Source organism: Mycolicibacterium setense (genome assembly GCF_000805385.1).
Lineage (GTDB): Bacteria > Actinomycetota > Actinomycetes > Mycobacteriales > Mycobacteriaceae > Mycobacterium > Mycobacterium setense.
In genome coordinates this window covers 605,887-623,154 of sequence record NZ_JTJW01000008.1, presented here as the reverse complement: position 1 = coordinate 623,154, position 17,268 = coordinate 605,887, and the positions used below count along the sequence as shown (strand labels likewise).

At 64.9% G+C, this 17,268-nt stretch carries 15 protein-coding genes; 8 read left to right on the top strand and 7 right to left on the bottom strand.

What is annotated here, in order from left to right; genetic code table 11:
- Positions 1-18 precede the first annotated feature (18 nt).
- Positions 19-357: an MmcQ/YjbR family DNA-binding protein gene (locus QQ25_RS21255; RefSeq protein ID WP_039322438.1), complete on the bottom strand. Its 339-nt coding sequence runs from the start codon at positions 355-357 to the stop codon at positions 19-21.
- Between the two features lie 240 nt (positions 358-597).
- Complete coding sequence (locus QQ25_RS21250; RefSeq protein ID WP_101906082.1) at positions 598-2,538, bottom strand: cytochrome c oxidase assembly protein; 1,941 nt, start codon at positions 2,536-2,538, stop codon at positions 598-600.
- 167 nt (positions 2,539-2,705) lie between these two features.
- Here QQ25_RS21250 and QQ25_RS21245 point away from each other — a divergent pair, with 167 nt between their 5' ends.
- The gene (locus QQ25_RS21245) at positions 2,706-3,347 is read left to right on the top strand and encodes a DUF5134 domain-containing protein (protein ID WP_039380835.1); all 642 of its coding nucleotides are present in this window, start codon (positions 2,706-2,708) and stop codon (positions 3,345-3,347) included.
- A gap of 4 nt (positions 3,348-3,351) precedes the next feature.
- On the opposite strand, the gene QQ25_RS21240 is transcribed toward QQ25_RS21245, so the two are convergent.
- Together QQ25_RS21240 and QQ25_RS21235 are read right to left on the bottom strand one after the other, a co-directional pair.
- Positions 3,352-4,056, bottom strand: coding sequence for a DUF2275 domain-containing protein (locus QQ25_RS21240; RefSeq protein WP_039380833.1), 705 nt, complete (start codon positions 4,054-4,056; stop codon positions 3,352-3,354).
- A 75-nt stretch (positions 4,057-4,131) separates the two neighbouring features.
- The gene (locus QQ25_RS21235) at positions 4,132-5,538 is read right to left on the bottom strand and encodes a short-chain fatty acyl-CoA regulator family protein (protein ID WP_039380830.1); all 1,407 of its coding nucleotides are present in this window, start codon (positions 5,536-5,538) and stop codon (positions 4,132-4,134) included.
- 120 nt (positions 5,539-5,658) lie between these two features.
- On the opposite strand from QQ25_RS21235, the gene prpD reads away from it, so the two are divergent.
- The 7 genes from prpD (at position 5,659) to QQ25_RS21200 (ending at position 13,084) form a co-directional block, all read left to right on the top strand.
- Positions 5,659-7,164, top strand: a complete 1,506-nt coding sequence (prpD, locus tag QQ25_RS21230; RefSeq protein ID WP_039380829.1) for a 2-methylcitrate dehydratase PrpD — start codon at positions 5,659-5,661, stop codon at positions 7,162-7,164.
- On the top strand, positions 7,161-8,078 hold the full coding sequence (gene prpB, locus QQ25_RS21225; RefSeq protein WP_039380827.1) for a methylisocitrate lyase: 918 nt from the start codon (positions 7,161-7,163) through the stop codon (positions 8,076-8,078). Before prpD ends, prpB begins: the two co-directional genes overlap by 4 nt.
- Positions 8,075-9,211 carry a bifunctional 2-methylcitrate synthase/citrate synthase gene (locus QQ25_RS21220; RefSeq protein WP_052235946.1) on the top strand — a complete coding sequence of 379 codons (1,137 nt, stop codon included), beginning with the start codon at positions 8,075-8,077 and terminating at the stop codon, positions 9,209-9,211. Before prpB ends, QQ25_RS21220 begins: the two co-directional genes overlap by 4 nt.
- 614 nt (positions 9,212-9,825) lie before the next feature.
- Positions 9,826-10,422: a GNAT family N-acetyltransferase gene (locus tag QQ25_RS21215; RefSeq protein ID WP_308205467.1), complete on the top strand. Its 597-nt coding sequence runs from the start codon at positions 9,826-9,828 to the stop codon at positions 10,420-10,422.
- A 39-nt stretch (positions 10,423-10,461) separates the two neighbouring features.
- Complete coding sequence (locus QQ25_RS21210) at positions 10,462-10,797, top strand: acyl carrier protein (protein WP_264020143.1); 336 nt, start codon at positions 10,462-10,464, stop codon at positions 10,795-10,797.
- Complete coding sequence (gene mbtM / locus QQ25_RS21205; RefSeq protein WP_039380823.1) at positions 10,794-12,359, top strand: long-chain-fatty acid--ACP ligase MbtM; 1,566 nt, start codon at positions 10,794-10,796, stop codon at positions 12,357-12,359. The genes QQ25_RS21210 and mbtM overlap by 4 nt, the downstream gene beginning before the upstream one ends.
- A 77-nt stretch (positions 12,360-12,436) precedes the next feature.
- Positions 12,437-13,084 (top strand): dihydrofolate reductase family protein, encoded by a 648-nt coding sequence (locus QQ25_RS21200; protein WP_039380820.1) that lies wholly within the window; start codon positions 12,437-12,439, stop codon positions 13,082-13,084.
- A 28-nt stretch (positions 13,085-13,112) separates the two neighbouring features.
- Here QQ25_RS21200 and QQ25_RS21195 read toward each other — a convergent pair whose 3' ends face one another.
- Genes QQ25_RS21195 through QQ25_RS21185 form a run of 3 tightly spaced genes read right to left on the bottom strand, consistent with a single transcriptional unit; the run spans position 13,113 to position 17,030 of the window.
- Complete coding sequence (locus tag QQ25_RS21195; protein WP_082017621.1) at positions 13,113-13,679, bottom strand: TetR/AcrR family transcriptional regulator; 567 nt, start codon at positions 13,677-13,679, stop codon at positions 13,113-13,115.
- Positions 13,680-13,701: 22 nt separating this feature from the next.
- Complete coding sequence (locus QQ25_RS21190) at positions 13,702-16,590, bottom strand: MMPL/RND family transporter (RefSeq protein WP_052235945.1); 2,889 nt, start codon at positions 16,588-16,590, stop codon at positions 13,702-13,704.
- Positions 16,590-17,030 (bottom strand): MmpS family transport accessory protein, encoded by a 441-nt coding sequence (locus QQ25_RS21185; protein WP_039380818.1) that lies wholly within the window; start codon positions 17,028-17,030, stop codon positions 16,590-16,592. The genes QQ25_RS21190 and QQ25_RS21185 overlap by 1 nt, the downstream gene beginning before the upstream one ends.
- Positions 17,031-17,268: the final 238 nt, after the last annotated feature.

Below are 17,268 nucleotides of genomic sequence, written 5' to 3'. Positions count from 1 at the left end.
CGGAGCACGACTTGCGGTTCAGGACTCATCCGCGTCGGCGAGTCTGTCCGGGGCTGCCTGTCTCCAGGAGTCGAGGAGAATGTCCCGCAACTCCAGCGAGTCTTCGAGTGCGCTCAACCGGACCCGTACCCACGCGGACGAAGCCTCGTGTCGCGCCACCCAGAACTTGTGTGGTTCGGCGGCGACCAATTCGTCGCGGTCAAACCTGGGGCAGCGCACCGCGATAGAGGCCTGATCGTCCGGCACGGTGACGAACATCTTGCCCGCCACGTCGAACGTCGGATGGTTCCAGCGCTCCTTCTCCACGGTTTCGGGAAACGACAGCGCGATGCGCCGCACGTCGTCGCTATCGAGCACAGTGTCAGACCTCCGTTGAACGTGCCGTGCATGCTATCTGAGAGTCCGGAGCACCTCGAACGTCGCCGGTCGCCCGCAAAATCACGGTCAGCACCGCTCGGGCGGCGTAGCGTCACATGCATGACCAGCAATGAAACAGTCGAATCGGCGAAGTGCGACAACCCGAACTGTACGTGCGAAAACTGCACCTGCGGGAGCAACTGCACGTGCGGATCTGACGGCGGATAACCCCCTGGCCGCTCAGCGCCGGGTGCGGGAAAGTTCTTGCAGCATCGCGTTGTACGCGTCGAGATCGTCGTCGTATCCGCGATCGCTGTGTCGGTCATCCCGCGCTCCGGCCCGGCGATCCTGACGTGCCCACTGGGCCACCAGGGCGACCACCACGATGATCACCGGCAACTCGCTCGAACCCCACGCGATGGCGCCGCCCATATGTTGGTCGTCTGAGATGCTCTGCAACCAAGGCAGATTGACGGACCGGTAGAAGGTCTCACCCAAAGAAGAGGTCATCGTCATGGTGGCGATACCGAAGAAGGCGTGGAACGGCATCACGGCGAACAGCAGCCCGAGCCGCCCCAGGAAGGGGAGTCGTCGCGGCCCCGGATCGATGCCGATGATTCCCCAGTAATACAGGTAGCCGGTCAGCAGGAAGTGCACACTCATGAACTCATGGCCCCAGTGATACCGGATCAGGGTGTCGAACAGGGGAGTGAAGTAGACGAGATACAGCGACCCGACGAACAGCACGAATGCGGTCACCGGGTGCGACAGGAATCGCGTCACCGGTGCGTGCACGAACCACACCAGCCATTCGCGGGGGCCCGGCGCGTCGCCTTTCGGCGCGGCCGGCAGTACCCGTAGGGCGAGTGTGACGGGTGCGCCGAGGACCAGAAGCACGGGCACGAACATGTTGAGCGCCATGTGCTCACCCATGTGCACGCTGAACATCGCCGATCCGTAGGCCCGTACGCCCGAACTCGTGGCGATGAGCAAGGCCGCGCAACCCAGGGTCCAAGCGATCGTGCGGCCCACCGGCCAATGGTCGCCGCGTCGCCGCAGCAGCGCCGTGGCGACGAGATAGCCGAGTGCGAGAACGATGGCCGCCGTACCGATCAGGGGGTCGAACCGCCACTCGGTGATCAGGCTGAGCGGACTCGGAGGTGCATCCAGTTGGTAGCCCAAAAAGATGTCCCACGTGGAGAACTCATGAACCGTGAACCGGGGCGGCACACTGCTGTCGGCAAGTGCCACGGCGGCGGTGGCGACGATCATCGCGGCTGCGGACACGGTGTTGACCAGTTGTGAAGGGGTGCGGCGTTTCAGCAGAAATGCGCCGTCGCCGACCCACACCAGGACCATCAGCACCCCGGCGACGAGCACGGCCCGCCCATAGGTCGAACCCAGAATCGGCAGCCCGCCCAACATCAGAGTCGCCAGCACGGCGCCGTAAACGATGGTGACCGATCCGCACAGCACGTGCAGCACCTGGATCCGGCGTCGAAGCACGGCGTCTGGCAATCCGGCGGCGGCGATCTTCGTCCCGGCCCACACCGCGACCGTCACGGAGAAGACGATCGCCGCGCTGGTGGCGATGTCATGGTCTGGGCCCTGCCCGGCATTACCCGTCACGGCCACGGCGACCACCCCGACGAGGGCAGGCAGCAGTGCGACGCAGTGCCCGATCCAGCGGAGGGTGAAACGCACGCCGACCGCCAGCGCCAGTGCGCAGAGCGCCGTGGCACACCACCCGCGTGCGACCTCTGATGCCGCGATGGTGCTGCCGAGGCCGGGACCGGCGATCAGCCGGCCGATGGGAATTCCGGCGTCGGCGGACGCCGAGACGACGACCATCGCTGTGGCAAAACAAGTCCAGGCGACAGCGACGCGTTCGACGAGCAGATGCGCCGAAAAGGACGTCGGGTCGATCCGGCCGTCATCGCGAGGTGTTGCGGTCGTCACAATCCAGGCGAGCGCTCCGACGCACACCGCACCGGCCAAGGTGGCGGCCCAGTGTCCGAGGAGTCGTGCTGCGCTGGTGGCCGTACCCGGGTCGGCGATCCCTGCCGAGGCGAGCCGCTGCGCGCCCAGCTGCAAGGCGCACGCGAACAGCACCACAGCGCAACCTGCGACGACGCCGAGCAGTGTCAGGCGTCCCCGCCACCCGCCGGCGGCAGTGGACATGCGCGCACGCGCCATAGTCGAACCGGCCTTCCGCCGCGGAAACGAACAGAACATCGCGGCCATGCGAGTCTACGACAACGTGTCGTAGTACTGATCGGGTGCGGGAACTTTCGCACCGGCGCCTGCGACCAAAGGACGATGGCCGACACTGACAGACAGGACCCGGAATGATCGCCGATCTTGCGCTCCGCTGGATAGTGACGGTGTTGTTCGCCCTGAGTGCCGCTGAGTGTGCTTTTGCCTTGGTGGGCTCCCGGGGTCGTCCGGGCGCTGCTGTGAGCCAGGTGCTCCACTTGGTGATGGCCATCGCGATGATGGTGATGGCCTGGCCGCGCGGCGCTGAGTTGCCGACACTGCCGCCGCTCTTCTTCTTCCTCGCCGCCGCGGGATGGTTCCTGGCCGTCGCGCTGCGATCCCGCACGACCTATGGCCGTGTGGTCGACGGCTATCACGCCGCGATGATGTCGGCCATGGCCTGGATGTATGCCGTCATGAACGGCAATCTGCTTGTGCGGCATACAGAAACGGCCGCCACAGCGGGTTCCGGCGACGTGCATGCGATCCACATGGCCGGACATTCTGGCGGCGGGACGGCGATGGCCATGGAACACGCCTCGGTGCAGCCACTCTGGATTCCCGCCATCAACTGGTTGCTGACACTCGGTTTCGTGATCGCCACGGCGGCGTGGCTGTACCGCTACTTCGCCGCACGACAGAAGTCAGAAGCTTCGCCGTTCTCGCACTTCGGCACGCTGTGCCGGGCAATGATGGCCGGCGGCATGGCGATCATGTTCGGCGTGATGCTGTAGCGGCTCACGCGGCGGGGTCGTCGGCTGCGCGCAGGTGGCGACGGCCCGGCGCAGCACCTGATTCGTCATCCTCGCCACGGGTCCTCGGTGCCGGGTCGTGCGGGCGCTTGTGGCGTGATGCCCACATCGACACGACCGCAGCCAACACCACCGGGACGTGGCTCAGGACACGGACTGGGGTCACCTGGCCCGCAAGCGCATCCGCCACCACGTAATAGCCGAGGAATCCGCAGTAGATCACCAACACGCAGGCAAGACCGCTCGCGATTCGCCGGCGGAACGCCATGGCAATCGTCGCGAGTCCCAGCGCTGCCGACCAGGCCGTGGACTCGTTGAGCAAGTGGGCTCCATTGGCCGATCCGTGATGCGCGGCAACCATTCCGAAATTGATGCCGGCTGCCTGCGCGACCGCCAAACCGACCTGGGCCGCCCCGATGGCGACGATCGCGATGGTCAAAAGGTGCCGGCGCAGCCAATGTCCGAGTCCGGCCAGCGCGGTGGCGCTGCGGGTGGGGCGTCCGTTCACCGAGCCGATCAATGCGGTGTTCGCCAGATCTCGCAGGTACAGGGCTTGAACTTCGGCCCTCTCGTACCAGCTGGCACAGTCCGGGCAACCACGCAGATGCTCGTCGACACGCGCAGAGGGGACCGGCTCACGCTCCCCATCGAGGCGCGCCGAAAGCGCCTCCCGTGCCACCACGCAGTCCACCGGGCCATTCTCCCGCATCGGCCTCGGGGATTGCACATCTGCTCGGCGTTGCCGCCCCACCATCAGCAACGCTGCTCAAACGGTGGAGGAGTAGGGAAGATTGCTGCTGGTTCGCGGGTCGACGTGGACGTGTCTGCCCACATACGGGAAGGCGCGTTGCGGGCAGACCGGACGGTCGCAGATCCGGCAACCCGCCCCGATGGGCACGGTGGCTTCCGGGTCGCTCAGATCGATGCCGACCGAATACACCAGCTTGTCGGCGTGGCTGAGATCGCAGCCGAGTCCGATGGCGAAACTCTTGGGGGTCCCGAGGTACCGGCTGGGCGTCGACGCAGACGTCTTGGCGATCCAGAAGTAGCTGCGGCCGTCGGGCATCTGCGCCACCTGAGTCAGGAATTCGCCAGGCCGGGCGAATGCGTGGTGCACCACCCACAGCGGGCAGTTGCCGCCGATCCGGGAGAAGTGAAAAGCCGTGGCGGACTGACGCTTCGATATGTTGCCCGCACTGTCGGTCCGGACGAAGATGAACGGCACTCCGCGGGCGTCCGGCCGTTGCAGCGTGGACAGCCGATGACAGATGGTCTCGAATCCCACCTCGAAGCGGCGCGCCAGCTGATCGATGTCGTACCGCAGTTCTTCGGCAGCGGACAAGAACATCCGGTAGGGCAGCAGCAGCGCGCCGGCGAAGTAATTGGCCAGCCCGATGCGCGCCACATCCCTTGCCTCTGCGCTCAATTGGTCGTCGGTGGCGACGATGGTGCCGATCAACTCGGAGTGCATCAGCAACGCGATCTGGGTGGCGAGCTGAAACGCGCGCTGCCCAGGCAACAGCCACCGCGCGACATAGAGTGTCCCGGCCTCGGGCAGATACCGGCGTTTCACGCTGGGCTCCAGCATGTCTCCGTTGTCCACGATCACCGAGATGCCGAACTCAGCAGACAGCAGGTCGGCCAGTTGCCGGTCGAGCCCGCCGACTTGTAACCGGTGACGGGCGAAGAGGTCCTCGGCGGCGCGGTCGAGCGCGTCGACGTAATTGCGGCGGTCGTAGAAGAAGTCGCGTACCTCTTCGAACGGCATGGGCTGCTGCGCACCCGCCTGCGCGTCCAGGTTGGCCCGACCGTGCACGGCCTCGAGTTCGGCGGTGGCATCGTGCAGGCGGCGATGCATATTCACCATGGTCTGGCCGACCTCTGGCATGCGGGCGACAAGCTCTTCGATCTGGGCCGTGGTGGCACCGTCTGCCAGTATTTCGCGCAGGTCCGATACCAGCCGCGCGTCGGCATCGGGGGCGAAGTACTGGGTCGGCAGGTCGAAGCGATCGGAGAGGGCCAACAACACCGGGACCGTGATCGGCCGCTGGTCGTTCTCGAGCTGGTTGACGTAGCTCGTCGACAGTCCCAGCGCACGCGCCAGCGCGACCTGTGTGAGGCCTCTCTCGTCGCGTAGCCGTCGCAGACGGGCGCCGGCGAATGTCTTCGTCACCGCTGACGAGGCTACCCCGATCGGGTTTCACAACATTCGCAAAAGGGGGCGGCAAAGGACACAAGAGTACGCATTTACAGGTGGTTTCCCTGGTGATCGAGGCTGCGTACCGTGCGGAACATGCTTGAACATGACGTCAGAACCCGGCGCAGCGCCGAGAACTTCCCGCGTAGCGAGCACTTGGCATGGAAGATCGCCGAGATCGCCGCCGACCCGGTAGCCGTGCCGCCCGAGACCGAGGCGATGGTGATCAACCGCATCATCGACAACGCCGCGGTGTCGGCCGCGTCGGTGATCCGCCGGCCGGTGACGGTGGCCCGTGCCCAGGCGCTCGCGCACAAGACACCCCGAGGTGCGGCCGTGTTCGGTGTCGACGGCACGGTGTCGCCCGAATGGGCGGCCTGGGCCAACGGTGTCGCGGTTCGAGAACTGGACTTTCATGACACCTTCCTGGCTGCCGAATACTCCCACCCGGGCGACAACATCCCCGCACTCGTCGCCGTTGCTCAGCAACTCGGCGTGAACGGCGCCGACCTGATCCGCGGCATCGCCACCGCCTACGAGGTGCAGGTGGACCTGGTCAAAGGAATCTGCCTGCACCGGCACAAGATCGACCATGTCGCCCACCTGGGACCGTCGGTCGCCGCCGGTTTGGGCACCATGCTGCGGCTCGATCCCGAAACCATTTACGCCGCAATCGGTCAGGCCCTTCACTTGACCACCGCCACCCGCCAGTCGCGCAAGGGCCTGATCTCCAGCTGGAAGGCTTACGCGCCGGCGTGGGCCGGAAAGGTGGCCATAGAAGCCGTCGACCGCGCGATGCGCGGTGAGGAATCGCCGGCCCCGATCTGGGAAGGCGAGGACGGGGTGATCGCCTGGTTGTTGTCCGGGCCGGACCACACCTACCAGGTGCCGCTGCCCGGGCCGGGCGAACCCAAGCGCGCCATCCTGGACACCTACACCAAGGAGCATTCGGCGGAGTACCAGAGTCAGGCGCCGATCGACCTGGCTCGCCGGATGCGCGAGCGTATCGGTGATCTGGATCAGATCGCCACGATCGTGCTGCACACCAGCAACCACACCCACGTCGTGATCGGTACCGGATCCAATGACCCGCAGAAGTTCGACGCCGACGCGTCCCGCGAAACCCTCGATCACTCGGTGATGTACATCTTCGCCGTCGCGTTGCAGGACGGCACCTGGCATCACGAGCGGTCCTATGCGCCGGAGCGGGCGCACCGGCCCGACACCATCGAGCTGTGGCGCAAGATCTCCACAGTCGAGGATCCTGAGTGGACCCGGCGTTACCACTCGAACGACCCGGCCGAGAAGGCGTTCGGCGCCAGGGCCGTCGTCACCCTCAAGAGCGGTGAGACGATCGTCGACGAACTCGCCGTCGCTGACGCTCACCCGTTGGGGGCGCGGCCGTTCGAACGTGAACAGTACGTCGCCAAGTTCGCCGAATTGGCCGATGGTGTTGTCGAAGCCGAAGAGCAGCAACGGTTCCTGAGTGCGGTCGAGAACGTTTCGGCTACCAGATCGGGCGCGCTGGGTGCACTTAACGTACGGGTCGATCCGAGGGTGTTGGAGAAGGCGCCCACGGTTCCCTCGGGGATATTCAGGTGACCGGGTTGCTCGGCTCCGCCACTTCCGCAGCTGAGAAGCGCCGGAGGTTCCGCCGCGGTCTGGAGTCCGGCCGGCTCCTGCGCCTCCCCGGTGCGTTCTCGCCGCTGGTGGCCAAGCTCGTTGCCGAGATCGGCTTCGACGGCGTCTACGTCTCTGGCGCGGTCCTGTCCGCGGACCTGGGTCTGCCGGATATCGGGTTGACCACGCTGACCGAGGTGGCGGGGCGTGGCGCGCAGATCGCCTCGGCCACAGATCTTCCCACGTTGATCGATGCCGACACCGGGTTCGGCGAGCCGATGAGCGCGGGCCGGACCGTGACGCTCCTCGAAGACGCCGGCCTGGCCGGATTGCACCTGGAGGATCAGGTGAATCCCAAGCGGTGTGGGCATCTCGACGGCAAGGCGGTCGTGGAGACCGCCGAGATGGTCAAGCGGCTGCGGGCGGCCGTCACCGCGCGCCGAGATCCGAACTTCATCATCTGCGCCCGTACCGATGCTGCGGGGATCGAAGGGATCTCCGCGGCGATCGACCGGGCCAAGGCCTACGCCGACGCCGGTGCCGACGTGATCTTCACCGAGGCGCTGCACACCCCTGCGGAGTTCGAGCAGTTCCGCGAGGCGGTCGATGTGCCTCTGTTGGCGAACATGACCGAGTTCGGAAAGTCCGAGCTGCTCACTGCGGAACAGCTGTCCGCGATTGGCTACAACATCGTCATCTACCCGGTCACCACGCTGCGGTTGGCCATGCACGCGGTCGAGGTCGGTCTGCGTGAGATGTCCTCGGCAGGAACACAATCCGGACTGCTCGATCAGATGCAACACCGGAGCCGACTCTACGAGCTCCTGCGTTACAACGACTACAACCAGTTCGACTCGGATATCTACAATTTCTCGCTGCAGGGGGCGACACGATGACCGTTACCTCGAACGGCACCTTTGATCCGCCCAAGATCCACAAAGGTCTGGCCGGCGTGGTGGTCGACACCACCGCCATCTCCAAGGTGGTGCCCGAGACCAACACTCTGACCTACCGCGGCTACCCGGTCCAGGATCTGGCCGCGCACTGCAGTTTCGAGCAGGTCGCGTACCTGTTGTGGCACAGCGAATTACCCACCGACCAGGAGCTGGCCCTTTTCACCCAGCGCGAGCGGGCCTCCCGCCGGATCGACCGCTCGATGCAGTCGCTGCTGGCCAAGCTGCCGGACAACTGCCATCCGATGGATGTGGTCCGCACAGCGATCAGCTATCTGGGCGCCGAGGACCCGGAGGAGGACGACAGCAGTCCCGCAGCCAACTTCGCCAAGTCACTGCGGATGTTCGCGGTTCTCCCGACCATTGTCGCTGCCGACATGCGCAGACGGCGCGGACTGGAACCGATCGCCCCGCACAGCCACATGGGCTACTCGGAGAACTTCCTCAACATGTGCTTCGGTGAGGTGCCGGACCCGGTGATCGTCAACGCTTTCGAGCAGTCGATGGTGCTCTACGCCGAGCACAGCTTCAACGCGTCCACTTTCGCCGCGCGGGTGGTCACCTCGACGCAGTCCGACATCTACAGCGCGGTCACGGCCGCCATCGGTGCGTTGAAGGGGGCGCTGCACGGCGGTGCCAATGAGGCGGTGATGCACGACATGCTCGAGATCGGCTCGGCCGACCGAGCTGCGGAATGGCTGCACGGCAAGCTGTCCCGCAAGGACAAGGTGATGGGTTTCGGCCACCGGGTCTACAAGGACGGTGACTCCCGCGTGCCCACCATGAAGGCCGCTCTGCAACAGATTGCGGCAGTGCGCGATGGACAGCAGTGGCTGGACATCTACGACGTGCTGGAGAGCGCGATGTTCGCGGCCACCAAGATCAAGCCGAACCTGGACTTCCCGACCGGGCCGGCCTACTACCTGATGGGGTTCGACATTCCATATTTCACACCCCTCTTCGTGATGAGCCGGATCACCGGATGGACCGCACACATCATGGAGCAGGCGGCGTCCAACGCGCTCATCCGGCCGCTCAGTGACTACAGCGGACAGCCGCAAAGGGCCCTCACCTAGCACGCGGAAGCTCTGGAAGGGCACAGCCGTCGACAAGGTTCGGGTTGCCAACGGGGAGAGACCGAGATCCGTGGCTTTCGCGCGGCCAACGTGACCGGACCGCGTGAAACATTGGCCACCATCGCTGTGATGGGACAGCGGTGGAGAAAGACGACCACAATCATCCCGCGCAGATCATCGAGGTATTAGCCGACGACGCCGAGAAAGGATGACCGGCCGAAACCCGCCGTTATATTGTCGGAGGTGTGAAAAGTACTGTTGTACTGGAGTTTCGAGGATCGCGCGGAATATTGACGGGCGCTGTGGGCTCCGGATGACGGGCCGCGGGTGCCGAAAGGAAGGCCCCATCATCGAAATAGTTTTGGTTAGGCTCCCCTCGCTGGTCTAAGGAGGCGGCGGGTCTGAGCGTGGCGCACACACGTAGGTGGCGCCCCCGACCTGCGCCGGAGACAGGGGGATGGGCATTTGACGTGTGATGAACTGCTGCGGCACAGCACAACTGGTGACGTGCTTGCTCGATTGCGGCAGGAGACGTGACCAACGCACCAACGGGGGTGGACGGCTCCATGGCCGAAACTGTGTCGCGGCAGGACAACTATTCGACGGTGTACCCGGTGCTCCCACGGGAACTCAAGAATGTATCCGAGGCTGTGCGGCGTACCCCGGGACCTCCAGTTCCACAACTGATGCGGCCGAGCAAGATTCGGGTGGCCACCGACCAGGACGCTCCGCTGATAGCCGAGTGGATGAATCGACCGCACCTCGCTGAGACCTGGGAATACGACTGGCCGGTCGAGCGCTGGCGGAAGCACCTGAAAGCCCAGGTTGAAGGTGACTATTCACTGCCGCTCGTGCTCAGCATCGCCGGCGTGGATCGCGGATACCTCGAAATATACCGAGCGGCCAAAGATTCCATCGCCGATCGGTACGACAGTGAGCCGCACGATCTTGGCCTGCACGGGGCGATCGCCGACGAGGAGTTGGTCAACCGCGGACTCGGCCCGATGCTTCTGCCCAAGATCGTCGCCAGTGTGCTGACCGCCGATCCCGACTGTCAGCGGATCATGTTCGACCCCGACCATCGCAACACCACGGTGCGTGGGTTGTGTGAGTTCGCCGGCTGCCGCTTCCTCGGCGAGCACGAGATGTCCAACCGCCGGATGGCGCTCTACCAACTCGACCGGGATACCGCCCGGAAATGGATGAACTGAGTTCAGTCAGCCAAACCGGCTGTCCGGCAGCCGGTTCCAATGCAATCAATCGATCCTGTACCGGAAACGAAAGGTGAGGCTGGGTCTCATCGACCAGCCGGGTATTCACATATGACCGCTACCGATTCATCCACATCGCCCGCTGTGAGCGACGGGCTGGTCTCCATCCTGCGTGACGATCTCGAACTTCCATGTCAGTCACTCAGTACCAGTACACGTCTCGTCGACGACCTCGGGATGGATTCGGTGTCGTTCGCCGTGGGACTGGTGACGATCGAGGAGAAGTTCGGTGTCCAGCTCAGCGAGGAAGATCTGATCAGCTGCCGCACCGTGGGAGACCTACAGTCGGTGATCGACCACAGGAGCGCATCATGAATCCCCTCGCAGGCGCCCTGCGGGAGGCGATGGTCGGTTCACCGCACGACCTGGTGGTGTTGGATCGCGACACCGATACTTGGCAGCATCGCCCCTGGCCCGAGGTACACGGCATCGCCGAGAGCATCGCGGCCTACCTGCTGAGCCGGGACCAGCCTGGCGCTGTCGGCCTGGTGGGCGAGCCGACACTGGAAATGATTGCCGCCATCCAGGGTTCGTGGCTGGCCGGCGCCGGGGTGTCGATCCTTCCGCGTCCCCAGCGCGGCGCCGAACCGTCGGAGTGGGCGCACGCGACGTTGTCGCGGTTCAGCAGCATCGGCGTGACCACGGTGTTCAGCTACGGCGCCACCCTGCAGCTGCTTCGGGACGCCGGCTCCTCGCTGGCGGTGTGCGACATCGCTGATGCCGCACGCACTTCCACGTCCACGCAGCTGCGTTATCCCGACAGCGCCGACGTGGCCATCCTGCAGGGCACAGCCGGATCCACCGGCTCGCCGCGTACGGCAATGTTGGCGCCGGAGGCTGTGCTGAACAACCTTCTGGCCGTCACCCAGCGATTGTCCCTGAGCCGCAACGATGTCGGCTGCACATGGTTGCCGATCTATCACGACATGGGTCTGGCGATGGTGTTGGCGTCGACAATGTCCGGTATGCCGCTGTGGCTGGCGCCCACGGGTGCCTTCTCGGCAGCGCCGCTGCGCTGGGCCGAGTGGCTCTCCGAATCTTCGGCGACCTTCACCGCCGGACCCAATTTCGGTTACTCGGTGCTCGGCCGATTCGCCAACCGCGTCTCCGATGTCGACCTCGGCGCGGTGCGGATCGCGATCAACGGAGGTGAACCCGTCGACTGTGCCGGTGTCGACCGCTTCGCCACCGGCATGAGCAGGTTCGGCTTCGACGCAGCGGCGATGGCGCCCTCGTACGGGATGGCCGAGTCGACGTGCGCGGTGACCATCCCCGCGCCCGGGGAAGGCCTCCGCATCGACATTCCGGACGCGGCGGACACGGGCCGGCGCTATGCGCTGCTCGGTCGTCCTGTGCCGGGCATGGAGATTCGCATCGTCCCGTCCCCGCACGACGAGACCGGCGAAACCGGCGAAGTCGAGATCCGTGGTTCGTCGATGATGACGTCCTACCTGGGACATGCCCCCGTCGACGCGGGCAGCATCGGGCAGTGGTTCCCGACCGGCGACATCGGCTACCTCATCGACGGTGCACTGGTGATCTGCGGGCGGTCCAAAGAGATGATCACGATCGCCGGACGCAATATTTTCCCCACCGAGATCGAGCAGGTCGTCGGCGAGGTGGAAGGCGTCCGTGAAGGAGCGGTGGTGGCGGTGGGCACGGAATCCGGCGCCGCACAATCGCGGTTGCTGGTGGCCGCGGAGTTCGTCGGCACCGAGCAGGACACCACCCGCAGCGCCGTGATCCGGCGGATCGTGTCGGTCTGCGGTGTCACCCCTGCCGACGTCGTACTGATGTCGCCCGGATCGTTGCCACGCACGTCGTCGGGAAAGCTCAGGAGACTCGAGGTCCGGCGACAGCTGGAGGCCGCACGGTAACCACATGCCGCGCGATGAGTTTCGCGTCCAGCCCTGGTCTAATCAGCATCCAATGTTGACTGAACGGGAGAGAACGCGTGGCTCAGCTGCTCAAGGTCCAGAACTTCAACGTCTCCAGCGACGGCTACGGCGCCGGGGAGGGCCAGAGCTTTGAGCGTCCGTTCGGTCACGCCGACCCGGGCGAAATGTTCGCCTGGGCCGGCGCCACGGCAAGCTGGCCCAACCGGACGGAGCCCGGTGGCAGCCGTGGCCTCGACGACTATCTCACCCGCGATTTCCACCACAACATCGGTGCCGAGATCATGGGCCGCAACAAGTTCAGTCCCTACCGTGGCGCCTGGGAGGACCACGAATGGCAGGGCTGGTGGGGCGACGAGCCGCCCTTCCACACCCCGGTGTTCGTCATGACCCATCATGAGCGGCCGTCGTTCACCCTGTCCGACACCACATTCCACTTCATCGATGCCGATCCGGCCGCAGTGCTCGAACAGGCCCGCGCCGCGGCGCAGGGCAAGGATGTGCGTCTGGGCGGGGGAGCGAGCACCATCCGGGAGTTCCTGGAGGCCGACCTGGTCGACACCCTGCATGTGGCGGTGTCCCCGGTTGCATTGGGCAGCGGGTCTCGGCTGTGGGAGTCACCCGATGAGTTGGACGACCGGTTTCACCACGACGTCGTCCCGAGCCCCGGCGGCGCGGTCACTCATCATCTGTTCTGGCGGCGATGAGCCTGGCTCAGCTCGGCGGGCACCCAAATCAATCGCGGCAGCGCACCCCGCGCTCAAAGGTGCGGATGACGGCGGGTGCGGCCGCATGCTGCGGCATGAGCCCGTCCTTGGAGTCCTGGCAGGCCCACATGACCAGACCGTAGAGCGCGTGTTCGAGCCATTGTGTGCTCGACTCCGGGTCGAACACCCCTTCGGCCTGGCCGCGTTCGATCAGGCTCGTGAGGTAGGTGCTGTCGGGCACCAACTCGGGTGGCAGGCCACGAAGAACGGTGGGGTCGTCGAAGAGGAATAGGAGCCGGTTACCGACCGAGATCATCGCGTTGATCACGCGCCGCATCGCCTCGATCGGGCAGCCGTCCTCGGGCGCGGCAGCGGCCACCGCGTTGGTCAACACCTGCACTGAGTCGACAATCGTCGCGTTGATCAGGCTTTCCCGGTCGGAGAAGTAGCGGTGCACGGTGGTGCGCCCGACGCCGGCCGCCTTGGCGATATCGGGCAACGTGGCGGTCCGATCGTCGGCCAGGACGGCGGCGGCGGCCTCGATGATGGCCCCGCGGGTTCGCGCCTGGGTGCCCGAGAGCTCGCCTGTGGTCATCCGTCGATGGTATCGACGTATGTCAGGAGGGTCTTGCGACCGGTATCGGCGTCGTCCGGTCCGACAGGAAACGGGCGGGACGTTGCCGGACGGGCAGTGGCCACCAGAACCACCGGCCGAGGATCGCGGCGATCGTCGGCGTCATCAGCGACCGCACGACGAGGGTGTCGAACAACAGACCCAGGCCGATGGTCGTGCCGCCCTGGCCGATGGCGATCAGATCGCTGGTGGCCATCGACGCCATGGTGAATGCGAACACCAAGCCGGCCGCGGTGACCACACCACCGGTGGCGCCCATGGCCCTGATGATGCCGGTGTTGATACCCGCGCTGACCTCTTCCTTCATCCGCGAGACCACCAGCAGGTTGTAGTCCGACCCGACCGCCAGCAGGATGATGACCGAGAACGCCAGCGTCATCCAGTGCAGGTCCATTCCGAGCATGTACTGCCACACCAGGACCGACAGGCCGAACGATGCGGCCAGTGACAGGATCACGGTGCCGACGATGACGAATGACGCGATCAGCGCACGGGTGATCAACAGCATCACGATGAAGATCAACGTGATCGCGCCGCAGGCCGAGATCAACAGATCCCACTGGGCCCCGACCTGGATGTCCTTGTAGGTGGCGGCGGTACCGCCGAGGTAGATCTTGGCGTCGGCCAGCGGGGTTGTCTTGATCGCCTCGCGGGCCGTCTTGAGGAGCGGATCGACGTGCGAAATACCTTCGGAGGTAGCCGGATCCACGTCGTGGGTGATGATGAACTGCGCGGCCTGGCCGTCGGGCGAGACCATCAGGTCAAGCCCTCGTTTGAAGTCCGGATTGTCGAACGCCTCGGGCGGCAGGTAGAACGAATCATCGTTGCGGGCGTCATCGAACGCCTGGCCCATCACCGATGCCGTGTCGGTCATCTTGCCGATCTGGTCGACCAGCCCGTTGAACGTGCTGAACATCGTTTTCATCGTGCCCTGCATGGACTTCGAGATGGCGATCATCGGGGGCAGTTGCGCCACCAACTGCGGCATCAGCTGGTCCATGTCGTTCATGTTCTTCACCGATTCCGAAAGCGTTTCGGTGAGGGTGTCGATGCCGTCGAGCCCGTCGAACATCGAGCGCATCGAATGACACATCGGGATGTCGTAGCAGTGCGGTTCCCAGTACAGGTAGTTGCGCAGCGGACGCATGAAATCGTCGAAATCAGCCATGTGATCTCGCATTTCGTTGGTGCTGGCCTGCATGTCGTTCATGCTGGCCGTGAGTTCGTGGGTGATGTCGGTCATCCGATTCATCAGGCCCAGCATGTTCTCCATGATCGCGATCATCCTGCCGAGATCGTCGGTGAGCGTATTCATGTCGCCCATGCGCTCCCGCAGGAACTGCAGGTTCTCGGTCATCGACACCGATTGCATGCTCACCTGGAACGGCACCGAGCTGTGCGCGATGGGCCGACCCAGCGGGCGGGTGATGCTCTGCACGCGCGCGACTCCGGGCACGCGGATCAGCTCCCTGGCGATCTTGTCCAGCACGATCATGTCGGCCGGGTTGCGCAGATCCCGTCCCGCATCGACGAGCAGCAGATCGGGATTCATCCGGGCGGCCGTGAAATGCCGCTCGGCGGCGGCGTATCCGACGTTGGACGGCAGGTCCTTGGGAATGTAGAGGCGCTCGTTGTAGGAGGTCTTGTAGCCGGGAAGCGCGAGCAGGCCGACGAGAGCCACCGCGATGGCCGCCGCCAGGATCGGAACCGGCCAGCGCACCACGGAGGTGCCGAGCCTGCGCCACCCCCGCGAGCGGATCTCGCGTTTGGCGTCGAGTAGGCCGAACCGGCTGCCGACCACCAACATCGCCGGCGCAAGGGTGAGCGAGGCCAGGACCACCACGGACATACCGATGGCACTCGGGACGCCCATGGAGCTGAAGTAGTTCAACCGGGTGAAGTGCAGGCAGAGCATGGCGCCGGCAACCGTGAGACCCGAGCCGAGAATGACGTGTCCGACACCGTGAAATGCGGTGTAGTAAGCGTCTTCTCGTTCCTGCCCCTTTTGCCGAGCCTCCTGGTATCGGCCGACGAGGAAAATCGCGTAGTCGGTTCCGGCCGCGATGGCCAACGAGGTCAGCAGGCTCACGGAGAACGTCGACAACCCGAGCAGTCCGGCGTGGCCGATGGCCGCGACCACACCGCGCGCGGCCGACATCTCCAGCAGCACCACGATGAGCATCAGCAACATGGTGGCCAACGACCGGTAGACGACGATCAGCATCACCGCGATCACGGCGATCGTGACGAAAGTGATCTTGACCATGCTCTTGTCGCCGGCTTCGTTCATGTCGGTGGTGAGCGGACCTTGGCCCGTCACAAAGGCTTTCACGCCGGCAGGCGGATGGGATTCGTCGATGATCTTGCGGACGGCGGCCACCGATTCGTTGGCCAGCGTCTCGCCCTGGTTGCCGGCGAGGTTGACCTGGACGTAGGCAGCCTTGCCGTCGGTGCTCTGGGACCCCGCCGCGGTGATCAGGTCGCCCCAGTAGTTCTGCACGTGCTGAACGTGTTCGGTGTCGGCCTGCAGTGTGCGGACCAGCTCGTCGTAATAGTGATGGGCTTCGGTGCCGAGCGGCTGTTCGCCCTCCAGCACGACCATCGCGATCGTGTCGGAGTCGAATTGATCGAAGCGCTCACCGATCTTCTTCATCGCCACCAGCGCCGGCGCGTCCTGCGGTGACAGCGAGACGGCGTGCTCGTGGCCGACGACCTCGAGCTGGGGGACGAGGGCGTTCAGGACGACGACGAGGACGACCCACGCCAGGACGATCGGGATCGCGGCGACCCGGATGACGCGGGCAATGCCCTTGTGTTGGGGCGTGGCACCGTGGTTACCGGCACTGTGGTTATTGGCACTGTGGTTGCTCATCAGGCGGCCTTGTCCAAGCAGAAGGCCTGGGCGTCCTGCTGATTCACGGTTTGTTCGTCACGGGTCTCGCCGTTGACGACGATCCGGCAGGTGATCACGTCGCTGTCTCCTTGTGCAACCACGTTCGCGAACACCGTCGGCAAGGTGGTGACCACCTCGTGCCGCCACGGTAGCGAGCTGAAACTCTCGGTGTGGGGTTGGGCGTCGGCATCCAGGAAGCTGACGTGCCCGCTGGTGCCGCTCGGGCCCTCGATCTCGTAGACCACCCGCTTCGGGTTGAACTCGACGATGTCGTCGCCGGCGGACTGGCCCGGTTCCGTGTTGATATGGGTGCCGAAGATCCCGTGCATCCGGTTCATCGCGAATCCGCTGATCGCCAGGGCCGCCACCAATACCAGTGGTATCCAGAAGCGCTTCGCAAGCCGAGAAACCGCCGCCACGGCACATCCACCTTTCCGGATCTGCGCACGGCGACGAAACCCTCCGACCGCGCATTAGTTGGCTGAACGTAACAGCCCCTTAGTGGAACTTCAACGTTCCATTAAGGAATGTTGATCTTCCTCACAGTTACTTCCCAAACGGAATTTTTAGCTCCCCGCGATGCAGTACGCAGCGCACATGGTCTCCGGGATCTGGCCCCAGCGAACAAGATTGGACCTCGAAGCCTGGTGTCCCAAA

Bases quoted from the DNA above. Each gene is read 5' to 3' on its own strand.
- QQ25_RS21220 (WP_052235946.1), top strand. From the start codon at position 8,075: ATGACCGTTACCTCGAACGGCACCTTTGATCCGCCCAAGATCCACAAA.
- QQ25_RS21245 (WP_039380835.1), top strand. From the start codon at position 2,706: ATGATCGCCGATCTTGCGCTCCGCTGGATAGTGACGGTGTTGTTCGCC.
- mbtM (WP_039380823.1), top strand. From the start codon at position 10,794: ATGAATCCCCTCGCAGGCGCCCTGCGGGAGGCGATGGTCGGTTCACCG.
- prpD (WP_039380829.1), top strand. From the start codon at position 5,659: ATGCTTGAACATGACGTCAGAACCCGGCGCAGCGCCGAGAACTTCCCG.
- QQ25_RS21195 (WP_082017621.1), bottom strand. From the start codon at position 13,679: ATGACCACAGGCGAGCTCTCGGGCACCCAGGCGCGAACCCGCGGGGCC.
- QQ25_RS21210 (WP_264020143.1), top strand. From the start codon at position 10,462: ATGCAATCAATCGATCCTGTACCGGAAACGAAAGGTGAGGCTGGGTCT.
- QQ25_RS21190 (WP_052235945.1), bottom strand. From the start codon at position 16,590: ATGAGCAACCACAGTGCCAATAACCACAGTGCCGGTAACCACGGTGCC.
- QQ25_RS21250 (WP_101906082.1), bottom strand. From the start codon at position 2,538: ATGTCCACTGCCGCCGGCGGGTGGCGGGGACGCCTGACACTGCTCGGC.